The 21092-nt window shown below is 69.4% G+C and carries 20 protein-coding genes and 1 tRNA gene; 7 read left to right on the top strand and 14 right to left on the bottom strand.

Going from position 1 to position 21092, the window contains the following annotated elements; genetic code table 11:
- The first annotated feature begins 106 nt into the window (after positions 1–106).
- On the top strand, positions 107–607 hold the full coding sequence (locus ACQEU1_RS36375; protein WP_433212311.1) for a hypothetical protein: 501 nt from the start codon (positions 107–109) through the stop codon (positions 605–607).
- Here the strand turns inward: ACQEU1_RS36375 and ACQEU1_RS36370 are convergent.
- The 7 genes from ACQEU1_RS36370 to ACQEU1_RS36340 all read right to left on the bottom strand — a co-directional run bounded on the left by ACQEU1_RS36370 (position 574) and on the right by ACQEU1_RS36340 (position 6453).
- Positions 574–1416, bottom strand: a complete 843-nt coding sequence (locus tag ACQEU1_RS36370; protein ID WP_433212308.1) for an SMP-30/gluconolactonase/LRE family protein — start codon at positions 1414–1416, stop codon at positions 574–576. The genes ACQEU1_RS36375 and ACQEU1_RS36370 overlap by 34 nt on opposite strands.
- The gene (locus tag ACQEU1_RS36365) at positions 1413–2318 is read right to left on the bottom strand and encodes a sugar kinase (RefSeq protein ID WP_433212305.1); all 906 of its coding nucleotides are present in this window, start codon (positions 2316–2318) and stop codon (positions 1413–1415) included. The genes ACQEU1_RS36370 and ACQEU1_RS36365 overlap by 4 nt, the downstream gene beginning before the upstream one ends.
- Positions 2315–3094 (bottom strand): hypothetical protein, encoded by a 780-nt coding sequence (locus ACQEU1_RS36360; protein ID WP_433212302.1) that lies wholly within the window; start codon positions 3092–3094, stop codon positions 2315–2317. The genes ACQEU1_RS36365 and ACQEU1_RS36360 overlap by 4 nt, the downstream gene beginning before the upstream one ends.
- 76 nt (positions 3095–3170) lie before the next feature.
- On the bottom strand, positions 3171–4091 hold the full coding sequence (locus ACQEU1_RS36355) for a cellulose binding domain-containing protein (protein WP_433212299.1): 921 nt from the start codon (positions 4089–4091) through the stop codon (positions 3171–3173).
- Positions 4092–4204: 113 nt separating this feature from the next.
- Positions 4205–5773, bottom strand: a complete 1569-nt coding sequence (locus tag ACQEU1_RS36350) for a LamG-like jellyroll fold domain-containing protein (RefSeq protein WP_433212296.1) — start codon at positions 5771–5773, stop codon at positions 4205–4207.
- A gap of 272 nt (positions 5774–6045) precedes the next feature.
- Positions 6046–6119 (bottom strand) — tRNA-Leu (locus tag ACQEU1_RS36345).
- Between the two features lie 52 nt (positions 6120–6171).
- Entirely contained in the window at positions 6172–6453 is a 282-nt protein-coding gene (locus ACQEU1_RS36340) for a metal-sensitive transcriptional regulator (protein WP_090067635.1), read from the bottom strand.
- Positions 6454–6778: 325 nt separating this feature from the next.
- On the opposite strand from ACQEU1_RS36340, the gene ACQEU1_RS36335 reads away from it, so the two are divergent.
- Positions 6779–7120, top strand: a complete 342-nt coding sequence (locus ACQEU1_RS36335; RefSeq protein WP_053737894.1) for a histone-like nucleoid-structuring protein Lsr2 — start codon at positions 6779–6781, stop codon at positions 7118–7120.
- Between the two features lie 111 nt (positions 7121–7231).
- Here ACQEU1_RS36335 and pabB read toward each other — a convergent pair whose 3' ends face one another.
- The 3 genes from pabB to ACQEU1_RS36320 all read right to left on the bottom strand — a co-directional run bounded on the left by pabB (position 7232) and on the right by ACQEU1_RS36320 (position 10657).
- Positions 7232–9217 (bottom strand): aminodeoxychorismate synthase component I, encoded by a 1986-nt coding sequence (gene pabB / locus ACQEU1_RS36330; protein ID WP_433212291.1) that lies wholly within the window; start codon positions 9215–9217, stop codon positions 7232–7234.
- Positions 9218–9311: 94 nt separating this feature from the next.
- Complete coding sequence (locus ACQEU1_RS36325; RefSeq protein ID WP_433212288.1) at positions 9312–10163, bottom strand: hypothetical protein; 852 nt, start codon at positions 10161–10163, stop codon at positions 9312–9314.
- Complete coding sequence (locus ACQEU1_RS36320; RefSeq protein WP_433212285.1) at positions 10160–10657, bottom strand: SigE family RNA polymerase sigma factor; 498 nt, start codon at positions 10655–10657, stop codon at positions 10160–10162. The genes ACQEU1_RS36325 and ACQEU1_RS36320 overlap by 4 nt, the downstream gene beginning before the upstream one ends.
- A gap of 88 nt (positions 10658–10745) precedes the next feature.
- On the opposite strand from ACQEU1_RS36320, the gene ACQEU1_RS36315 reads away from it, so the two are divergent.
- From ACQEU1_RS36315 to ACQEU1_RS36300, 4 genes are all read left to right on the top strand, one after another.
- Positions 10746–11930 carry a metallophosphoesterase gene (locus ACQEU1_RS36315; RefSeq protein ID WP_433212282.1) on the top strand — a complete coding sequence of 395 codons (1185 nt, stop codon included), beginning with the start codon at positions 10746–10748 and terminating at the stop codon, positions 11928–11930.
- Between the two features lie 107 nt (positions 11931–12037).
- Entirely contained in the window at positions 12038–13204 is a 1167-nt protein-coding gene (locus ACQEU1_RS36310; protein WP_433212279.1) for a type III PLP-dependent enzyme, read from the top strand.
- 34 nt (positions 13205–13238) lie between these two features.
- Entirely contained in the window at positions 13239–13634 is a 396-nt protein-coding gene (gene speD, locus ACQEU1_RS36305) for an adenosylmethionine decarboxylase (protein ID WP_086665301.1), read from the top strand.
- A gap of 29 nt (positions 13635–13663) precedes the next feature.
- A complete protein-coding gene (locus tag ACQEU1_RS36300; RefSeq protein ID WP_433216959.1) occupies positions 13664–14479 on the top strand; it encodes a spermidine synthase in 816 nt (271 codons plus the stop codon).
- Positions 14480–14528: 49 nt separating this feature from the next.
- On the opposite strand, the gene ACQEU1_RS36295 is transcribed toward ACQEU1_RS36300, so the two are convergent.
- From ACQEU1_RS36295 to ACQEU1_RS36285, 3 genes are all read right to left on the bottom strand, one after another.
- Positions 14529–16577: a prolyl oligopeptidase family serine peptidase gene (locus ACQEU1_RS36295; protein ID WP_433212274.1), complete on the bottom strand. Its 2049-nt coding sequence runs from the start codon at positions 16575–16577 to the stop codon at positions 14529–14531.
- A 254-nt stretch (positions 16578–16831) separates the two neighbouring features.
- The gene (locus ACQEU1_RS36290; RefSeq protein ID WP_433212271.1) at positions 16832–17602 is read right to left on the bottom strand and encodes a DUF1295 domain-containing protein; all 771 of its coding nucleotides are present in this window, start codon (positions 17600–17602) and stop codon (positions 16832–16834) included.
- Positions 17599–18825 (bottom strand): class I SAM-dependent methyltransferase, encoded by a 1227-nt coding sequence (locus ACQEU1_RS36285; RefSeq protein WP_433216956.1) that lies wholly within the window; start codon positions 18823–18825, stop codon positions 17599–17601. The genes ACQEU1_RS36290 and ACQEU1_RS36285 overlap by 4 nt, the downstream gene beginning before the upstream one ends.
- A gap of 160 nt (positions 18826–18985) precedes the next feature.
- Here ACQEU1_RS36285 and ACQEU1_RS36280 point away from each other — a divergent pair, with 160 nt between their 5' ends.
- Complete coding sequence (locus tag ACQEU1_RS36280) at positions 18986–19654, top strand: COG4315 family predicted lipoprotein (RefSeq protein ID WP_433212268.1); 669 nt, start codon at positions 18986–18988, stop codon at positions 19652–19654.
- Between the two features lie 167 nt (positions 19655–19821).
- On the opposite strand, the gene glyA is transcribed toward ACQEU1_RS36280, so the two are convergent.
- Positions 19822–21087, bottom strand: coding sequence for a serine hydroxymethyltransferase (gene glyA, locus ACQEU1_RS36275; protein ID WP_433212265.1), 1266 nt, complete (start codon positions 21085–21087; stop codon positions 19822–19824).
- Positions 21088–21092 lie beyond the last annotated feature (5 nt).

Genomic DNA, 21092 nt, shown 5'->3' with positions numbered 1-21092 from the left:
ATGGGACCACGCCAACCACTCCATCCTGTTCCTCGAAATCGCGTTTCCGGCAGGGCCCGGCGGCACCGAGAGCGATCGCCGTACGGCGAGGGCTCCGCTGCACAGGGTGCTGCGCGACGCGTTCGCCGACTCCGACATCTCCTGGGGGAACTGCCGGCACGCCGAACGGCCGGACGGCGTTCTCGTCGTCGTTCCTCCGAGCGTTTCCACCGCCACGATCGTCGCCCGCCTGATCTCCCGCATCGCGGACGGCCTGCGGCGGTACAACCGCGAGGCGGCTCCCCTGCGCGTCCAGCTCAGGGCGGCCCTGCACGTCGGACCCGTCGTCGTCGGGCCGGACGGGTTGTCCGGGCCGTCGATCGACGCGGCGGCCCAGCTCCTCACGGCACCGGACCTGACCACCCACCTCTACCGGACCGACGCGGACCTCGTCATCGCCGTGTCATCGCAGGTGTTCGAGACCGTGATCCGGCACGCCTCCGGGTTCGCGGATCCCACGCGGTACCAGGCGATCGCGGTGCGCGCGGAGGGATCCGCGGCGGCCGCGTGGCTCTGTGCCGCGGAGACCAAGCCCTACTCCGCGCCGCCCTGGTACTCGGCGGGGTGAACCTCGTCCGCCGGGCGGCCCGGCACGTCCACGTCCACGGCGAACAACGCGCCGTCGTGCAAGGAAGGCCTGCGCAGGCCGTACTTCGCGGTGGTGATGAACAGGCGGCTCAGGTCTGGACCGCCCAGGCTGACGCTCGTCGGCTGGCGAGCGGGCAGGGTGATCTCGCGGTCCAGGCGGCCGTCCGGGCGGTACCGGCGCACCACCGACGCTCCCCAGAAGGCGATCCAGACGTTGCCGATCACATCGGTGGTCATGCCGTCCGGGGTGTGGTTGGGGGTGTGCAGGAAGACGCGGCGGGCTCCCAGCTCGCCGTCGCGGCTCACGTCGAAGCGGTGGACGGTGCCGCGGGCGCTGTCGGCGAGGTAGAGGTACTCGCCGTCGGGGGAGAACGCGGGGCCGTTCGGGATCGTCAGTCCTTTGAGGACGGGTGACGGTGATCCCAGGCGGTGCAGGGCACCGGTTCCCGGCTCGGTGTCGTACGCCATCGTCGTGACCCAGAAACGGCCGTGCGGGTCGGCCACGGCGTCGTTGACCCTCATGCCCTCGCCCGCGAACTCCTGCCGCGGGCCGTGCAGCAGACCGGCGCCGGTGCCGGAGGCGGCCATCAGGTCGTCGCCGCCGCGCACGGGCGCCACCGCGCCGACCGGGACGGGCAGTGCCGCGATCTCGGTGAACGGCGCGGGAACGTCGCCGCGCGTCTCCAGCACGCGGCCGGCCAGCAGGTCGACGACGACCAGCCTGCCGTTGATCCAGCGGGCGCCTTCGCCGAGCTCCAGTCGCTCGAAGTTCCACTGCGTCAGCGTCATCGGACGGTGCTCCCCGCTTGCAGGTCCAGCAGTTCCAGGTCGGTGCGGGTGGGCAGGCCCTGCCAGTCGCCCGGTGTCGCGACGGCGAACGCGGCCACGGCGTTGCCGCGCCGCACCCGGTCGCCGGGTTCGAGACCGTCGAGGCGCGCGGAGAGGTAGCCCGCCACGAACGCGTCGCCCGCGCCGGTGGTGTCGGCGACGGTGACGCGGTGGGCCTCGGCCGACCACGAGCGGCTCTGCGCGTGCACGGTCGCCCCGTCCGCGCCGTGCTTCACCACGACCTCGGGAACCTCGTGGTCGCCGGCGATCGGGAGCTCGTCGTCGGACGCGATCAGCACGTCGACGTTCTCGAGCAGCGGCCTCAAGGTCTCGGCGGCCTGCGCGGCGGTCCAGAGCTTCGAGCGGAAGTTGACGTCGAGGCTGACGGTGCTGCCGGCCTGCCTGCCGAGGTCGATCGCCTCGGTCACGGCGGCGAGCGCGGACTCGCTCAGCGCGGGCGTGATGCCCGTGACGTGCACGATCCGCGGCACACCCAGGTCGAACGCTCGCCGGACGTCCTCAACGGACAGTCGCGACCCGGCGCTTCCCCTGCGGTAGTAGAGAACCCTGGTGATGTCGGCGGTGCGCGGTTCGAAGAGGATCAGCCCGGTCGACGCGTCCGGGGTGATCCGGGCGGCCTGGACGTCCACCTGCTCGGCCAGCAGCGTGCGGCGGACGAGCGACCCGATCTCGTCGGCGCCCGTCACCCCGGTCCAGCGCACGGCGTGGCCGAGGCGCGCGAGACCGATGGCCACGTTCGACTCGGCACCGGCGACGGTCAGCTCGGCGGTCCCTCCCAGGCGGAACGGACCGGCGGCGCGGAACGCTCCCATGGTCTCGCCCAGGGTGAGCACGTCGGTCATGCGGTTCCTTCCACGAGAGCGGTGATCGTCAGCCGCCAGCGCACCGATCCCGAGGCGGGCACCACCGCGACCGGGCGACGGGTGTCCGCGCGGTCGAAGGTGCGCCCGAGCATGGGTTCCACGCCGATGCTGCGGTACGGGTCGCCTTCGGGCCAGCCCTTCAGGTTGCGCCACAACGCGATCGAGACCGGCTGATCGGCGCACTCGACGTGGAGGTCGAGCAGCTGATCTCCGTCCACCACGCGGATCTGCCCACGTTCGAGGATCGCGCCGGTCGCGGTGCCGTCGTCGGGGCCGAGCGCGTCGAGGCCGGCGGGCCAGAGGTGCGGGGCGGGAACCGGATCGGTGATCAGCACGGAAGTGCCGGCCGGGGCGGCCAAACGGGCAAACGGGCTCACGTCGAGGAGGGCATGGGCGGCCCACACGAAGCGGTAGCCGGGGGTGGCGCGCAGTTCGTAGTCTGCGACGACCGCGCCGGCATCGGAGCCGAGGCTCCGGGTGAGGGTGAAGTCAGGACAGTCCACCTGGGCCCCGGCCGGTGTTCCTCGCCAGGGTCTGGTCCACGCGTCGCCGTGGTCGGGCAGGCCCCGGACGGTGGGGACGCACTCCTCCAGGCCGCCCACGTCCACGAAGGCGGCGCCCGGTGCGACCTCGGCGCGGGCGGGGTCCGGACGGTGCCAGAGCCACTCCCGGTGGGCCGTGCGGAGCGAGGTCCAGCGGCCGCCGAGGCGGTTGTCGACCTCGGCGTACAGCGGCACAACCCTGGTGACCTGCACGGTTCGTCCCTGACTAGATCAAATCAGCAGTTAATTACTAATTTATCTTGCCACGGGACGGCGGTGGGGCCAACTGTCAGGTCGTGGTGCAGGTCGCGCCGTTGAGGGTGAAGGTGTCCGGCTGGGTGTTGCGGCCCCGGACGGAACCGAGGAAACCCAGCGAGGCCTCGCCGCCGGGCTGGATGGTCTGGTTGTGACCGGCGGCGGTGGCGGTCACCGCGGAGCCCCGCTGCGACGCCGAGGCGTTCCACATGTCGCGGACGGTCTGGCCGTCGGCGAAGGTCCAGCGGAGCGCCCAGCCGGTGATGGCCGTGCGGCCGGTGTTCCTGATGGTCACCTGGGCCTGGAACCCGCCCTGCCACTGGCTGTCCAGGCGGTAGCTCACGGCGCACGGGGGCGCGGGCGGCGGCTGGGTCGTCACGACCACCGGGGGTGCCTGGGTGGTGGTCACGACCGGCGCGGAGGACTCGGGCTGGCGTGCCGGGACGGAAGGGCTGGTCGTCGTGGCGGAGGAGGACGGCGTCGCGTCCATGCCGTTGCAGGGCGCGCCCCACAGGCCACGGTCGTCGCGGGCGGCGGCCAGTTCGGCTTCCGCCAGCGAGCCCGCGGCGTCCTGCGCCCTGAGGACGCCCTCCTTCACGGCCAGCAGGGCGTAGTCGGTGCCGTCGTCCAGGCGGAGGTTGACCTCGCCCGGTGTCATGGCACTGACCCGGACCCGCTTGGCCAGCAACCACTTCTCGGCGAACGTGCGGGCACCCGCCGCCCAGCAGTCGGCCGGCTGGGCCAGCTGGGAGATCTGGACGCGTTCGCCGCTCTCCAGCTCGATGGTGCGGCCGTCGACCACGGCGCGCACGGTCGCGGACACCTCGCCGCGCGAGTCGTTGATCAGCGTGGGCACCTGCAGCTGCACGGGTGCCGACACCGGACGCGACGGGCTCTCGGTCGTGCACGCGCACGCCAGCAGAACCACGAGAAAGGACAAGGACTTCCGCAACACCAGGGGACTCCCGCACACGTTCACGCACTCCGGCACGAACCGTAGCGGTCCCCGAGCACCGCTCACATCCGCCGTTCGGCCTTGATCAACGGCGGACGTGAGCGACTCGGCTCCTACAGTCGTGGCCCCTGCACGATCTCCAGCTCGTCGACGCCGCCGACGAACCCCTGCCCAACGGTCAGGACGCCGTCGGAGTTCCACCCGCTCACCCGAGCCACAGTGCTCTTCTGCACCTCAGCCGCGTCCCGGTAACCGACCTCCAACGACAACGTGCGCGCGTTCGCGTCGTACGTCGCCACCAGGTGCGTCCACGTGCCCGCGACCGCGTCCGCCTTGGCCCGCCACACCTTCGCCGGGTTCACCGCGGCGTCCGGCATCTCCGCACTCCACCGCACCCCGTCGTACCGCAGCGTGAACGGGTCCACTCCGGACGGACCACGTTGCGTCACAACGGTTCCCGCCGGGCCGGCCGCGTCGAGCCGCGCCCACACGTCGACCGTGAACGACTGGTCGGTGCACAGCACGGCCTCGCCGCTGCTCGCCGAGCCGGTTCCGCCGAACCCGAGTCCGAAGCCGGCGTACGCAGGCGCCCACGTCGCACCGTTCAGCCTCAGGTCGCGCGCGTACGGCGAGGAGTCGATGGCGGTCTTTCCGTTGCCCTCGTTGAACGTCCAGTCGCCGACCTCGATACCGACCGCCACCCGCCGCACCTCCTGTGCGGTGATGGCCCGGTTCCAGGCGAGCATCTGCATCAGGTCGCCCTGCCAGGCCTCAGCGGCGGTCCCGCCCCGCAGCGCCTTGCCGATCCACAGCTCGCCGTCAGCCGAGAAGCCCTTCTTGACGACCGGGACGTTCTCCTGCACGACGCCGTCGACGTAAAGCCGGACCTCGCCGCTCGCGTCGTCGTAGGTGCCGGCCACGTGAGTCCACACACCCACACGTGCCAGGCCTTTGGACCGCACGGTCCGCTGCGCCGACCCGGCCGCGTCCTTCTCCGCCACGGCGAACGTCCACCGCTGCGTCCCGGCGTCGAACCCGAGCCGGAACGCCGACTCGACGGTCCCCTGCTGACTCACCACGGTCCGGTCGACGGCACCGTCACCCAGCCGCACCCAAGCGCTGACCGTGAGCCCGCGCGTCGTGTCGAGCACCTTGCCGGTGGTGGCACTGGACGTCACCCCGTCGAACCCGATCGCACCGGCCCCGCCGAGCGTGCGCCCGGCCCGCGCGGTGTCCACAGCGCTCAACGCCAGGTCGTGCCCGTTGCCGGTGCCGTCGAACGACGGGTCGTCCCCGGCGAACCAGTCGGCGACCTGAGGCGAAGGAGACTTCACGGTGAACTCGAACAGGGTCCGCGTCGACACTCCCGCCCCGTCGAAGGCCTCGACGTACAACATCTTGGGCCCACCGGTCTCCGGCGCCCACCGCACCGGCACGCCCGCCGCGACCTCGGTCGACGGCGGATCCGTGAACCCCCACCGGAACTTCACGACGTCAACGGAACTGGAGAAGACGAACGTGTCCTCCACCCCGACGCCACCACACCCCTCGGGATCACACCCGGAGGTCTTGTAAACCGAGGAGCTGACCACCGGCGCGTCCGGCGCCGCCAGTGCCACCGGGGTCAACACCCCCTGCGCCACCAGGGCCAAGCCCAGCCCAATGCCGAATAGACGTCTCACAGCCTTATCCCCCAGATGATCCGCGCGCGCCCCCCGACAACACACGAACGTCAATGCAGCGGCAGCCTTACACGCACATCCCACCCAGGCAACAGCGATTCCCCGATTCCACAATGGAATGGCCTACACGGGGCGGGGTCGAGCGAAGCGATGACCCGAAGCGGGGTCCGGGGCGCAGCGCCCGGCTGGGGGTCTGGGGGCTCGGCCCCCAGAAAACACCACGGGCGAGGCATGGTCTGCGCTTTCCGCAGACATACCTCGCCCGAAGTCCGTGCCCCCGGTGCGACTCGAACGCACACTGGACGGATTTTGAGTCCGCTGCCTCTGCCGATTGGGCTACGGGGGCGTAGCAGGGAGAACTGTAGCGGATCACGCCACCGGGTTTCTCCCAGGGGACCCTACGACTTGACCAGCCTGCCGATCGCGGCGGACGCCTCGGCGAGCTTCTCCTCGGCCACCGCGCCGCCTTCCGCCGCCGCCTGGGCCACACAATGCTTGAGGTGCTCGTCGAGCAACCCCAGCGACACCGCCTGCAGGGCCTTCGTGGCCGCGGAGATCTGGGTGAGGACGTCGATGCAGTATTCGTCGTTCTCGACCATGCGCTGGAGACCGCGGATCTGTCCCTCGATGCGGCGCAGTCGCTTGAGGTATGCGTCCTTGTCCGCGGTGTACCCGTGCATCGGCTCCTGACCTTCCCTACCCCGTGCGGGTATGTCGAGGATACCCGCACGGGTTGGCGGTGCGTTATGTGCAACCACTGCTCCGTCAGCGGGAATGGGGAAGCGTCCGGCAAGCCCAGCAACGGGCCGAAGTGAGACGACTAGCTGCACATTTTGGACCCATAACACCCGTGTGGTTTACCCCGGAAATGCCCCGACCGGGCGGTTGGGGTCACATTTTAGCGGCGAAAGGTTCGCCGTTTTTCGTCATGTGGACTATGGTGTTGTCGAAGCACGTGGTTACGTCGAGGATCCGCGTGCTATGTGAGTACCCAACGGAGGAACAGTGGCACAGCAGACCGTCGTCCAACTCATCGACGACCTCGACGGCGGAGAAGCCGACGAGACCGTGACCTTCGCACTTGACGGTGTCGAGTACGCCATCGACCTGTCGAAGGGAAATGCGGAGCGGCTTCGTGAGTCGCTGGCGGACTTCGTCGCCAAGGCTCGTCGTGCGGGCGGCCGCAAGCAGCGCAAGGGCACCGGCAAGTCCACGGTGAAGGCGACCGACAAGGCGGAGGCGCAGCGCATTCGCGACTGGGCTCGCGCACAGGGTCACCAGATCTCGGACCGCGGTCGCATTCCGCAGAACCTGGTCGTGCAGTTCCAGGAAGCGCACGCTTCCTGACCTGCGAGAACTCGCGAGGTTTCCACACGTCGGCCGGGCCGCCGGCCGACGTGTTAACCCCTTGATCCCACCACGTCCCGGTTCGTTCACACTATCCCCGGAACGCTTGGTTCAGCTGTCCGGAAAGTGCGCTCCGAACAGGCGTGACACGGCAGTGGCCTTGACCGCTGTCTCCTCGAATTCCTCGTCAGGGTCGGACAGCGAGATGACCGCTCCGCCCACCCCGAAACTCACCTGGCCGGTGTTCGTGACCAGGGTTCGGATGACGATGCTGAAGTCCGCGGCTCCGTTGAGCGAGAAGTATCCGAGCGCTCCCGAGTACACCCCACGTGGACCGGCTTCCAGCCCATCAAGGATCTGCATGGTCCGGATCTTCGGCGCACCGGTCATGGAACCACCGGGAAACGCTGCTCGAACACATCGGACGGCAGAACTGTCCGGCCGAAGTCTGGCCCGCACGGTGCTCACCAATTGGTGTACGGTCGCGTAGCTCTCGACGTCGAACAACCGCGTCACCTCGACCGAACCGACTTCCGCGCACGTGCCGAGATCGTTGCGGACCAGGTCCACGATCATCAGGTTCTCCGCGCGGTCCTTGACCGATCGCGCCAACGTTGTGCGCAACATCTCGTCGGACGCCTCATCAACGCCGCGGGGGCGGGTCCCCTTGATCGGCGATGACTCCACGACGCCATCTCGGCCCACCCGGATAAATCGTTCGGGTGACGTGCTGAGCACGGAGAGGTCACCGAAACGCAGCAACGCCCCGAACGGAACGGGATTTGCGGCACGAAGCAGCCGATAAGTGTCCCACGGGTCGAGCGAGGCACGCCACGACATCATGTTCGTCAAGCACACCTCGTACGTCTCCCCCGCGGTGATCGCTTCCTGGCAGGCGGCGATCAGCTTCAGGTAGTGCGCGCGCGGATGCCGCAACGTCACCTCGGACACGACCGGCCTCGAAGGTTCGGTCAATGGCGACAGACGAACCAGAAGTGCGGAAACCTCGTCGAACCACTCGTCATCGGTCAGCGACAGCAAATAGACGCGATCGTCGTCGTGGTCGAGGACGACGGCGCGGTCCGCGAAGACGAACGACGCGTCGGGCTGTTCCGCGCGGTGGGCGAAGTCGCCGCCGCACTCCGCCTTCAGCTCGTAGCCGAGGTAGCCGACCCAGCCGAGCGCGAAGTCGAACGGCACGTCGGGCTGCTCGACCGCCCACCCCGCGAGGTCCTCGTCGAGCCAGGAGAAGAACGAGGGGCAGGGCTCGGGAACGCCGTCGAGCGTGAGCACCTGGTCCGCCACGGAGTACTGCGCGACGCGGGCGAGCGGGCCGGAGGCGTCGCCGAGGAACGAGAACCTGCCCCGAGTCCCGCTGTCCAGCCAGAACGCGGCCCCAGAAGCCCCGTGGAGCGCCGCGAACGCCTCTTCCGCGTTCACGGCCACTGCGAGCTTCCGGACGTGCACAGGGCGCTTCTGAGGCGTCTGGCGAACCTGCGCCGGTTCCGGAACGGCGGCGGTCCGCGTGGGGGTGAGCGCGGCGAAGTTCGCGAGCATCTCGCGGCCCATGTCCGTGCAGATCGACTCCGGGTGGAACTGCAGTCCCCACGCGGGTCTGTCCAGAGCGCGCACACCCATCAGGACGGAGTCGTCGCTCCACGCGACGGGTTCCAGCGTGGACGGCAGTTCCGTGACCGCCAGCGAGTGGTAACGCACGACGTTCAACGGTGAGGGAAGTCCTGCGAACACATCGACGCCCGTGTGTGTGACCGGCGAAACGATGCCATGCCGTGGCACGGGCGCAGGCCCCACCACAGCGCCGTACGACAGGCAAAGTCCTTGATGTCCCAGGCACACGCCCAGCAACGGGATCTCGGCGTGGTCGATCACCGCGCGGCAGATGCCGAAGTCGGCGGGATTTCCCGGCCGGCCGGGTCCCGGCGAGATCACCACGTTGTCGAACGACCTCAGCTCGGACAGCCGGAAGCGCAGGTCGTCGTTGTGGACGACCACGGGCTCGGCTCCGTTCACCTCGGCGAGGTGCTGAAAGAGGTTGAACGTGAACGAGTCGTAGTTGTCGATGAGCAGTGTCCGCATTCCGAGGCGGCACTCTACCTGGCAAAACACCCGGAAGAACCAATGAGAGAGGGCGGTCACGAATCGTGACCGCCCTCGTCGAACTTTCGAAAACTCAGCCGCCGAGCAGGAACTTCGGGTCGGCGGCGAGCGCCGCCAGTTCCGGCGCGAAGAAAGGCTGCCGGTCCAGCTTCGGGTGTCCGCTGTACCGGTAGTCCTCGGCCTGCCTGACCACGACGGTGTAGCCGTTGGCCGCGCGGTAGGCCGCCCACGTCTCGGCGGGCTGGCCGGGGGTCACGGGAGAGATGACCCCGACCTGCTTGCCCTCCACCTCGTAGGGCTTGCAGACGGGCGGTTGCCCGTCCAGGTTCCGCGTGAGCAGCGCGCACGGGTCGGCCGGGTCCTTCGGGTTCGGCGTCGTCACGGTCACCGTGAGCTGACCGACGCCCTCACCCTTGCGCACCGGCACGTACGCCGTGTACTCCCAGACGTCCGGGCTGTCGCCCTTGTTGGACGCGATCTGGGCCTGGGCGTGGAGCATGCCCATCGAGAAGCCCGGCTCCTTGTACTTCAGGTCGGGGGTGTCGTACCCGGCCGGCACGGAGCTCTTCGCGAGCTCCAGCAACAGCTTGCCGCGGTCGGCCTGCGGGCCGTTGGTGGCCGTCCGATCGGTCTGCCCGGCCGGCCACTCGCCCTCCCACTCGGTGTCGGGCATGCCGGCGTTCGCACTGCTGCTCGGCCCCGCCCCCGTGATGTACTCCTTGGTGCCCTGCGGGTTCAGCGCGAACGCCGTCCCCAGGCCCACTCCGACGACGAGCACGGCGACGACCGCCCCCGTGACGGACGCCCGCCGGTTGGCCCGCGCCTTGTGCGCCCTGTCGAGCGCGATGCCCGGATCCATCGAGGGAGGCGGGCTGCTCGCCACCACCACTTCCTGGAAAGCTCGCTTGAGGTCCTCTTCGTTCATCGAACCCTCTCCTGCTGTGAGAGCAGGCCGCGCAGCGTCTGCAGCCCCCGCGCGGCCTGGCTCTTGACCGTTCCTTCCGAACACTTGAGGATCACGGCCGTCTGCTCGACGGACATGTCCTCCCAGTACCGCAGGACGAGGCACGCGCGTTGCTTCGGAGGCACCTTCGCCAGCGCCTCCAGCAGCACCATCCGCTCCTCGGGGTAGACGCCGGGCGGAGCGGCCACGTCCACCACGTCGTCGGTCGCCGACTCGAACCGGAACCACCCGCGCCGCCGCTCGGACAGGAACGTCCGCACCAGGATCTGCCTGGTGTAGGCGTCCAGCGCCTCGTGCCGCTCGACCCGTCTCCACGCCAGGTAGAGCTTCGTGAAGGCCTGCTGCACGAGGTCCTCCGCGCGATGCCAGTCGCCGCACAGCAGGTATGCCGTGCCGCGCATGACGTCGGAACGGGCCGCGAAGTACTCCTGGAACGCGGCGTCCCGGTCACTCATCAGGTTCCCCCTGTCTGCGATGCCGGGTTAGTCACGCCACCACGGGCCTGCCGGGTTGCACGGAGTCCTGGAAACGCATACTGATGTCGTGATTTTCCTTTTGCTCCTCGGCGTCCCCGTCGCGTTGGGCCATTTGTACCTGTGGCGGCGGCTGGTCGTGGACACCACGCGTCCCCGCACGTTCGGCCGCCGCATCGGCGCGGTCGCCGTCGCCGGCATGTTCCTGATGCTGATGAGCGCCCTCGTCGTCACGCGCAGGGTGCCGCCGGAGTACGGGAAGTTCTTCGCCTGGCCCGGGTTCATCTGGCTCGCGGTGCTGTTCTACCTGGCGATCGCGCTCGGCATCGCGGAGATCCCGCGGCGGATCCTGCTCAGGCGCGCGGCCGCCGCGCCGGTGCCCGTCGGCGCCGGTGCCGAGGCCGTCGAACCGGTCGAGGTCGTGCCCGACCCGTCGCGGCGGCTGTTCATCGCACGGTCGGTCGCCATCGGTTCCGGGGTCGCCGCCGGCGGTGTCGTCGGGTACGGCATGACGCAGGCGCTCGGCGACCCGCAGCTGCTGAACGTCCCGGTGCAGCTGGACAAGCTCCGGCCCGCGCTGTCCGGGTTCCGGATCGCCGTGGTGAGCGACATCCACCTCGGGCCGCTGCTCGGGCGTTCGCACACCGAGCGGATCGTGCGGATGATCAACGAGCAGGAGGCGGACCTCGTCGCGATCGTCGGCGACCTGGTCGACGGCACCGTCGCCGAGCTGGGCGAGGCCGCGGCGCCGTTGCGGGACCTGGTGTCGAAGCAGGGCAGCTTCTTCGTGACCGGCAACCACGAGTACTTCTCCGGGCACGAGCAGTGGATCTCGGAACTGGAACGTCTCGGCGTGAACCCGTTGCGCAACGAGGGTTTGACGGTCGCCGGCGGCATCGAGCTCGTGGGTGTGAACGACGTGACCGGGAAGTCCTACGACGACGGGCCGGACTTCGGCCGGGCGCTCGCGGGACGCGACCGGAACAACCCGGTCGTCCTGCTGTCGCACCAACCCGTGCAGGTCACCGACGCCTCTTCACACGGCGTAGACCTCCAGTTGTCCGGTCATACACACGGCGGACAGATGGCGCCGTTCAACTTGTTCGTGCCGCTGCAGCAACCCAGCACCGCCGGGTTGTCGAAGGTGGACGACACCTGGCTCTACACCAGTCGTGGCGCGGGTTTCTGGGGTCCGCCGGTGCGCGTCGGCGCCCCGCCCGACATCACGATGATCGAGCTGCGTTCTGCTGGGTAAATCACACTCGGGCGGACTGGATTGCGCACTTTCGGTGTCCAGGCCGTAGAGTGGACGGCCGTGCCCGCGTACGGAACACGGGCGGATGAAGGGGGAACCCTGGGGAAATGACCGAGAGCTTCGCCGTTGACCGGCGCAACGAGGCAGAGGCTCGTATTCGGCGTTTCCTGGACCAGGAGAACCCGTCGACACCGTGTCTGGTGATCGACCTCGAGACGATTCGCGCGCGCTACCAGGCGATTCACGCCGCGATGCCGTCCGTCGACATCTTCTACGCGGTCAAGTCCAACCCCGAGTCCGACGTGGTCGGCACGCTGGTGGAGCAGGGTTCGCACTTCGACGTGGCGTCCCCCGCGGAGATCGACCTGTGCCTGGCGCGCGGCGCCGCGCCGTCGTCGATCTCCTACAGCAACCCCATCAAGAAGGCCGCCGACATCGCGTACGCGCACTCGCGCGGGGTGCGGATGTTCGTGTCGGACAGCGAGCAGGACGTGCGGTTCGTCGCGGCGCACGCGCCCGGTTCGTCCGTCCTGGTGCGGATTCTCGTCCACGGCAAGGGTTCCACCTACCCGTTCGGCAACAAGTTCGGTTGCGATCCGGAGATGGCGACGGATCTCTTGCGGCTGGCGCACGGGTTGGGGCTCGTTCCTCTCGGCGTCGCGTTCCACGCGGGGTCGCAGCAGCTCTCCGTGCAGGGCTGGGACTCCGGCATCGCCGACGCCGCCCTGATCGCCGCGAAGCTGCGCGCGGAGGGCATCGAGACGTCCACGGTGAACCTGGGCGGCGGGCTTCCCGCCGTGTACCAGGAGTCCACGCCGTCACTGGAGTCGTTCGCCGCCGCCATCGAGGCCTCGGTCGCGCGCCACTTCGGCGCCGTGCGCCCCAGGGTGATGATCGAACCCGGCCGGGCGATCTCCGCCGAGGCCGGGATGATCCGCTCGTCGGTCGTCCTGGTGTCGCGGAAGTCCTATTCGGACGAACGCCGCTGGGTGTACATCGACATCGGCCGCTACCAGGGCCTCGCCGAGACCGAGGGCGAGGCGATCGCGTACGCGCTGAGGACCTCGCGCGACGGCGGCCCGGTGGGCCCGATCGTGCTGGCCGGTCCGACGTGCGACGCGGACGACGTGATCTACCAGCACACCCGGTACGACCTGCCGCTCGACCTGGTGGCCGGTGACCACGTGGACATCCTCCACGCGGGCGCCTACACCTCCTCCTATTCGTCCGTGTGCTTCAACGGCTTCCCGCCGTTGGCCACGTACTGCGTCTAAGACCGTTTGCACATCACATAGTTTGGAGTGATTGATGTCCGAAGCGCCCTGTCAGACCGAGGAGACCGTCGGTTTGTTCGCGGGACAGCACGTACTTGCAGAGCTCTCGGGTGTGAGTGCCGATCTGCTCGATGACGAGCAGTTCCTCAAGCACGCCCTTGGTGAGGTTCTCACGCAGGCCGACGCAACCGTGCTGGAGGTGATCTCCAAGAAGTTCGATCCTCAAGGAGTCACCGTGCTGGCTCTGCTGTCGGAATCCCATGCGTCGATCCACACCTATCCCGAAGTGGGGTCGGTGTTCGTCGACGTGTTCACCTGCGGTACACGTGCAAAACCCGCACTCGCCGTCCAGCTACTCGCTGACGCCCTGGGCGCCGCTCATGTGAGCACGGATGTCGTCACTCGTGGCATCAAGGAGCACGCCGCGTGAACGTCATCAACGAGCCGCTCGCCGAGGGCATGACCCGCCACTGGCGCGTGGACGAGGTGCTGGTCGACACCAAGACCGACTTCCAGCACCTGGTGATCGCCCGTACGGCCCAGGGGTTGTCGTTGTTCTGCGACGACGACCGCCAGTCGACGGAGTTCAGCCAGCTGACCTACCACGAGGCCCTGATGGTGCCGGCGCTGCTGCTGGCCGACACCGTCGAGCGCGTGCTGGTCATCGGCTCCTCCGAGGGTGTCGTGTGCCAGATGGCCGTCGAGCACGGCGCGTCGGTCGTCGACCACATCGACATCGACGAGCAGGCCGTGAAGCTGTGCGCGGAGCACCTGCCGTACGGCTACACGCCCGAGGAGCTGGCTCTCGCCGAGAAGGGCGACGGCCCGATCCGCGTGCAGTACATCGACGGGTTCGAGTACATCCGCACGACGTCGGAGAAGTACGACATCGTGCTGGTGGACCTGCCCGACGAGCGCGAGGAGGAGGCGCAGCACAACCGCCTGTACGGCGCCGACTTCCTGCGCATGTGCAAGGCGCTGCTGCGTCCCGGTGGCGTCGTCGTCAACCAGTCCGGTTGCCAGACGATGTGGCGCAACACCACGCTGATCCGCTCCTGGCAGCGGTTCAACGAGGTGTTCGACACGGTCGCGTACTACGGCTCCGACGAGCACGAGTGGGCGTACCTGTTCGGGCGCGCGGACGTCGTCGAGGACCCGGCCGCGTTGATGGTCGAGCGGTTGAAGACGGCCGGCTACCAGCCGGAGTCGATCGACGACCTGGCGTTGGTGGGCAACAGCATTCCGCCGTACCGGGTACGGCAGTCGCTGGCCTGATCCGCGTTGTGGACGGGGCGCTTCCTCTCGGGGAAGCGCCCCGTTCTCGTCAGGCCAGTGCCTTCTTGAGGAAGTCGACCTGGAGGAGCAGGAGGTTCTCGGCCACCTGCTCCTGCGGGGTCATGTGCGTGACGCCCGAGAGCGGCAGCACGGTGTGCGGGCGGCCCGCGGCCAGCAGGGCGCTGGACAGGCGCAGGGTGTGCGCGGCCACGACGTTGTCGTCCGCCAGGCCGTGAACGATCATCAGCGGGCGGGAGAGCTTGTCCGCGTCGTCGATGAGCGAGTTGGTGTCGTAGACCTCGGGCTTCTCGTCCGGGTGGCCGAGGTATCGCTCGGTGTAGTGGGTGTCGTAGAGGCGCCAGTCGGTCACCGGGGCGCCCGCGATGCCCGCGTGGAAGACGTCGGGGCGGCGCAGGACGGCCAGCGCGGACAGGTAACCGCCGTAGGACCAGCCGCGGATGGCGACCCTGGTGAGGTCGAGGTCGGGTTCGGTCTTCGCGGCCGCCTCGAGCGCGTCGACCTGGTCCTCGAGGGTGGCGCCGGCGAAGTCGAACGCGATCTCGCGCTCCCACTTCAGCCCCCGGCCGGGCGTGCCGCGGCCGTCCACCACGAGAACCGCGAAACCCTGGTCGGCGAGCCACTGGGACGCCAGGAAGGCGTTCTGGGCCGACACCACCCGCTGGGCGTGCGGACCGCCGTACGGGTCCATCAGGACGGGCAGCTTGGTGCCCTGGACGTGGTCGCTCGGCAGCAGCAGCGCGCCCCGGAGCTCCCGCTCGCCCAGGACGAGCATCTTCGGCCGCGCCCTGATGACCGGCGTGTCGGCCCACGACTCGATCACGTGGTCGCCGACCGTCGCCCTGCTGCCGTAAGTGTCCAAAGTGGCCGAAACCTGCACAACCGTTCCGCCACCTCGAATCGCCGAGTTCACACCGTCCGCTTTGGACAGTCGCTCGGTCTTCTGGCCGACCTCGTAGACGTGCGTCTGCGTGGGGTCGTCCTCGGAGGCGGCGATCAGGATCGAGTCGTCCTGCACGTCGAGCACCCGGCGCACCTGCAGGCCGGACGTCACCACGTCGTCTCCGACCTTGAGCGCGTACTCGTCGCCCTCGCAGACGATCCGCACGAGCCTGCCGTCCGGCGTCCAGGCGGGGACGCCGTCGGTGACCTCGAGCCACACCGGGTCGGTCTCCACGGCCACCTCGGCGACGGCGCCCGTGTCGGGCGTCAGCGCGTAGATGCGGCGAGTGCGCTGGTCACGGGTCTGCGTGACGATCAGCGGCGCACCGCCGGACGACCAGTGCACGTCGTTGAGGTAGTCGAAGTCGACCAGCACCGGCACGAACGTGCCGTCCAGCGACACCACGTGCAGCGACACCTCGGCGTTGGTCGTGCCGGCCGCCGGGTAGGCGATCTCGGTGGCCGCCGTGCCGGGGTTGGCCGGGTCCGCGATGAACCAGCGCTGCACCTCGGAGTTGTTCACGCGCGCGGCGATGAGGCGCGTGCCGTTCGGCTCCCACCAGTACCCGCGGTACCGCGACATCTCCTCGGCCGCGATGAACTCGGCCAGCCCGAACGTGACGTCCTCGCCGTCCGGCACCGCGACCGCGTAGTCCTCGCCCGACTCGAGCTCGACGACCCGGAGCGTCCCGCGCGTGACGTACGCCACACGCCGCCCCGTCGGGTCGACGCGCGGGTCGATCACACCACCCCGCGTGGGCAGCTCCCTGGCGGTGCCGTCGGTCAGATCGGCCACGAACAGCCGCCCCGACAACGCGAACGAGGCCACCGAGGCGTCCCGCGAGAGGGCGTACCCGACGATGCCCGCACCGGACTCGCGGGTGCGTTCCCGTCGCGCCTTCTCCTCGGCCGGGAGGTCCTCGGGGTCGGACAGCAGCGCCGCCGGGTCGGCGAGCAGCCGCTCGACGCCGGTGGCGGTGTTCAGCTCCCACAGCCCGTTCGCACGGCTCGTGGCCGTCGCCGGGCGCAGGAAGAAGACACGGCCGCCGTCCGCCGACACCGAGAACGTCCTCGGTGCGCCGACGGTGAACCGCTGGGTGCGCGCCTGTTGGCGCGGGAAGGAGATGTCGTTGCCCACCCGGCCACACTAACCCGCGCAGCCGCGCGGCACGGGGCGCCGGGAGAGCGCGCCGAGCGGCGCGAGCTGCGGGAAGGGGGCGGGGCAGCGACGCAGGCCCGCGAGCCGGACGGAGGCAAGGTGGGCGCGGCGGAGGCGTGGCGTGGCCTCTCGCAGGGCAGCGCGCGTCCGGCCGAGGCTCTCGCCCGCAGGCCGGCAGCGCGCATCCCGGCTGAGCCGAGAGCACCACGCCTCGGCTCAGCCAGACCCCGCCCTCAGCCCACCTTGCTCTTCGGCGGCAACGGGAAGAACCCGCTCGTGCGCCGCACGTAGTCCGCGTACCCAGGCCGCCGCGACACGATGTCCTTCTCCAGCAACGGCTTCCCGCTGCCCTTCGCGAGCAGCCACGTCATGACCAGCGGGCCGATGATCGTCGCCGCGCCCAGCCACGAGTGCAGCGCGAACAGGTAGAGGCCCCACCACACGACCGAGTCGCCGAAGTAGTTCGGGTGCCTGGTGTACCGCCACAACCCGCGGTCCATCACGGAACCCTTGTTCGCCGGGTCCGCGCGGAACTGCGCGAGCTGCCAGTCACCCACGGCCTCGAACGTGAAGCCGACCACCCACAGCACCACGCCCAGGACGTCCAGCACCCCGAACGGTGCGTCGAGCTGTTGCGCAACCTGGACCGGCAGGGACACGATCCACATCAGAACGGCCTGCAACAGGTAGACCCGGTACATCCGCAGGCGCGGGTTTCCCTTGGCACGCCTCAGGATGTCCTGGTAGCGCGGGTCCTCGTCCTTGCCGCGGTTGCGGGAGTGGATGTGCACGCCCAGGCGCACGCCCCACACGACGGTGAGCGCGGTGACGACGAGCTGCCGGGTCAGGTCGCCGTCCGCGAGCAGCAGCGTCACGACGGCGATCACGGCGAAGCCCGGGCCCCACACCGAGTCGATGAGGTCGTAGCGCTTGCGGGCGTCGGCGTAGAGGAACAGGCCGCTCAGCAGGACGAGAACGACGAGCAGCGTGATCAGGTAGGTCATCGGGCCACCAGCTCACGGCGGACGCGCGGCATGCCGCTGCGGCCGTTCTCGCTGCGCCGCACCGCGAGGATCTGGTCCACGCCCATCCGTCCCTCCTCGAACGTCAGCGCGCCGCCCGCGAGGTACAGGCGCCAGACCCGTGCCTGGCCCTCGCCCACGAGCGCGACGACGTCGTCCCAGCGGTCTTCCAAGGTCTGAGCCCATGCGCGCACGGTCCAAACGTAGTGCTCGCGCAGTGCGTGCACATCACGGATCTCCAGCCCGGCGGCCTCCAGGAAGCCCGTCGTGGCACTCACCGGGCGCATGTGCATGTCCGGGGCGACGTACGACTCGATGAACGCGCCGCCGCCGGGTGCGTTGTGGCCGCGCGACATCTGTTGCAGCAGCAGGCGTCCCTCTGGCTTCAGCAAGCGGAAGAGGGTCGCGGCGTACGTCGGGTAGTTGCTCTCGCCGACGTGCTCGCCCATCTCGATGGTGGAGATCGCGTCGAACGGCTCGTCGCTCACCTCGCGGTAGTCCTGCAGGCGCACCTCGACCCGGCCGGTCAGGCCCTCGGCCTCGATGCGCTTCAGGATGTGCGCGCGCTGCTGCGCGGAGATCGTCACGCCGGTCGCGTGCACGCCGTAGTGCTTCGCCGCGTGGATGATCATCGAACCCCAGCCGCAGCCGACGTCGAGCAGGCGCATGCCCGGCTCCAGGCCGAGCTTGCGGCAGACGAGGTCGAGCTTGTTGTGCTGCGCGTCGGCGACCGACTCGTCCTCGGACGTGAAGTACGCGCACGAGTACGCCATGCTCGGGTCGAGCACGAGTTGGTAGAAGTCGTTGCTCAGGTCGTAGTGATGCGAAATGGCATCACGGTCACGACCCTTCGAGTGCAACGCGCCGCGCAGCCGTGCCTCCTCGCGGGGCGCGTCCGGGTTGGGCCCGAGCACCTTCAGCCGCAGCGCGAGCTTCGCGACCTCCGACAGCCGAGGACGGCGCGTCACGCCCCGGCGCACGAGACCCCAGATCTGCGAGAGGCCGACCGCGAGGTCGCCCTCCACGTCGAGCTCCCCGCTCACGTACGCGCGCGCGAGGCCCAGCTCGTTCGGACTCCACACGAGCCGCCGCAGCGCGTCGCGGGAGCGGATCACGAGGACCGTCCCGTCCTGCGGGCCCGCCACGCTCCCGTCCCACGCCCGAATTCCGATCGGCAACGGCGCGCCCAGCACCTTTTCGGCCATTCCCGCCAGCTGACCAGCGACGACCACCTTGCACCTCCTGCGTGACCCGGCTCCGCCAGACGTTCGAGACAGCAAGAGGTTCGGTTCGTTTCTGAACCGAGACGCAACCCCGGCCGTATGGCCTCGATAGAGCGAACAGATGGACAAGGAGGACATGAGTGTGATCCGACGTAACCGCATCGCCATCGGGCTCGCCGCGGGACTGGCAGTTGTGCTGGGTCTGGGTGTCTGGAGCGCCACGGGCAGTGGCTCGAGCAACTCCAAGCCGGTGGCACAGACCGAAACCGACCTGGGCGTCCTCGGTGACTACGGCGACGTGGGTCAGCCCCCGGTACTCCAGGAGCCCGCGCAGGCCCCCGAGACTCAGGTGCAGCAGCAGGCCCCGGAAGCTCCCGCGCAGCAACAGGCGCAGCCCCCGGCAGCGCCGCCGGTGAGCTCGATCAAGCTGGTCGGCAAGGCCGTCGAGAAGATGGGCAACGTGGTCCAGGACGGCGACGGCCGGACCCTCTACCGCTTCGACAAGGACGTCCCGAAGCCCGAAGGCAAGTCCAACTGCAACGACCAGTGCGCCGTGACGTGGCCGCCGGTGCTGTCGGACACCGTTCCGCAGCTCGAAGGCGTCGACTCGAAGCTGGTGTCGCTGATCACCCGCGCTGACGGCAAGAAGCAGGTCGCGATCGACGGCTGGGCCCTCTACACCTACTCGAAGGACCCGGCTCCCGGTAAGTGGGCCGGCCAGGGCATCGGCGGTACGTGGTTCGTGATCCAGCCCGACGGCAAGCGCAACGTCGAGTGCCTCCCGCCCGGCGTGACGGCACCTGCGGCGTAACCCCACAGCATCCCGTTAGGACGGTCCATCTGAGACACCACACACCCTGACACGGTGATACCCCGGCCCTGGGGAAGGGGCCGGGGTTCCCGTCGTTTTCGCTCCGGGGTAAAAGAAGAAGGGGCGCCACCCGAACCGCGGGTGGCGCCCCTTCTTCGTGGACGAGATCAGAGCGTGGAGTACAGCGGGTGCTTCGCCGCCAGCACCTCGACGCGCGCACGCAGCTCGTCGATAGCGGCGCCCGGCTTGAGGGCCTCCGCGATCACGTCGGCGACCTCGGTGAAGTCCACCTCGCCGAACCCGCGGGTCGCGAGCGCCGGCGTGCCGATCCGCAGACCGGACGTCACCATCGGCGGACGCGGGTCGTTCGGCACGGCGTTGCGGTTGACCGTGATGCCGATCTGGTGCAGCACGTCCTCTGCCTGCTTGCCGTCGAGCTCGGAGTTCACCAGGTCGACCAGGACCAGGTGGACGTCCGTGCCGCCGGTGAGGACCTTCACGCCCGCCGCGGCCACGTCGGCCTGGGACAGGCGGTCGGCCAGGATGCGCGCGCCCTCCAGCGTGCGGCGCTGGCGGTCGGCGAACTCGGGCGAGGCGGCGTGCTTGAACGCCACGGCCTTGGCCGCGATCACGTGCTCCAGCGGACCGCCCTGCTGGCCGGGGAACACCGCCGAGTTGATCTTCTTGGCGATGTCGGCCTCGTTGGAGAGGATCACGCCACCGCGCGGGCCGCCGAGGGTCTTGTGGGTCGTGGTCGTCGTGACGTGCGCGTGCGGCACGGGCGACGGGTGCAGGCCAGCGGCGACGAGGCCCGCGAAGTGCGCCATGTCGACCATCAGGTAGGCCTCGACCGAGTCCGCGATGCGGCGGAACTCGGCGAAGTCCAGCTGCCGCGGGTAGGCGGACCAGCCGGCGACGATCAGCTTCGGGCGGTGCTCGGTGGCGAGGCGCTCGACCTCGGCCATGTCGACGCGGCCGTCACCGTCGGAGACGTGGTACGGCACGACGTTGTAGAGCTTGCCGGAGAAGTTGATGCGCATGCCGTGCGTCAGGTGGCCGCCGTGCGCGAGGTCGAGGCCCAGGATCGTGTCGCCGGGCTGGAGCAGCGCGAACATGGCGGCCGCGTTGGCCTGCGCGCCGGAGTGCGGCTGGACGTTCGCGAAGCCCGCGCCGAAGAGCGACTTGATCCGCTCGATGGCGAGGCGCTCGACGACGTCCACGTGCTCGCAGCCGCCGTAGTAGCGACGGCCGGGGTAGCCCTCGGCGTACTTGTTGGTGAGCACCGAGCCCTGGGCCTGCAGGACCGACACGGGCGTGAAGTTCTCCGAGGCGATCATCTCGAGCGTGCCCTGCTGGCGCGCCAGCTCGGCCGCCACGGCCTGCGCCACCTCGGGGTCGTACTCCGCGAGGGAAGCGTTGAACTGGTCGGACATCTGGC

Origin of the sequence: Lentzea sp. CA-135723 (assembly GCF_050936595.1) — a bacterium.
In the GTDB taxonomy this organism is placed as follows: domain Bacteria; phylum Actinomycetota; class Actinomycetes; order Mycobacteriales; family Pseudonocardiaceae; genus Lentzea.
Note: the sequence above shows the minus strand (reverse complement) of the source record. Positions and strands in the feature narration are given on the sequence as shown.

Coding starts and splice junctions, on each gene's coding strand:
- ACQEU1_RS36310 (WP_433212279.1), top strand. CDS start 12,038: ATGACCGAGAGCTTCGCCGTTGACCGGCGCAACGAGGCAGAGGCTCGT.
- ACQEU1_RS36285 (WP_433216956.1), bottom strand. CDS start 18,825: ATGGCCGAAAAGGTGCTGGGCGCGCCGTTGCCGATCGGAATTCGGGCG.
- speD (WP_086665301.1), top strand. CDS start 13,239: ATGTCCGAAGCGCCCTGTCAGACCGAGGAGACCGTCGGTTTGTTCGCG.
- glyA (WP_433212265.1), bottom strand. CDS start 21,087: ATGTCCGACCAGTTCAACGCTTCCCTCGCGGAGTACGACCCCGAGGTG.
- ACQEU1_RS36365 (WP_433212305.1), bottom strand. CDS start 2,318: ATGACCGACGTGCTCACCCTGGGCGAGACCATGGGAGCGTTCCGCGCC.
- ACQEU1_RS36340 (WP_090067635.1), bottom strand. CDS start 6,453: ATGCACGGGTACACCGCGGACAAGGACGCATACCTCAAGCGACTGCGC.
- pabB (WP_433212291.1), bottom strand. CDS start 9,217: ATGCGGACACTGCTCATCGACAACTACGACTCGTTCACGTTCAACCTC.
- ACQEU1_RS36320 (WP_433212285.1), bottom strand. CDS start 10,657: ATGAGTGACCGGGACGCCGCGTTCCAGGAGTACTTCGCGGCCCGTTCC.
- ACQEU1_RS36300 (WP_433216959.1), top strand. CDS start 13,664: ATGACCCGCCACTGGCGCGTGGACGAGGTGCTGGTCGACACCAAGACC.
- ACQEU1_RS36290 (WP_433212271.1), bottom strand. CDS start 17,602: ATGACCTACCTGATCACGCTGCTCGTCGTTCTCGTCCTGCTGAGCGGC.
- ACQEU1_RS36370 (WP_433212308.1), bottom strand. CDS start 1,416: ATGACGCTGACGCAGTGGAACTTCGAGCGACTGGAGCTCGGCGAAGGC.
- ACQEU1_RS36325 (WP_433212288.1), bottom strand. CDS start 10,163: ATGAACGAAGAGGACCTCAAGCGAGCTTTCCAGGAAGTGGTGGTGGCG.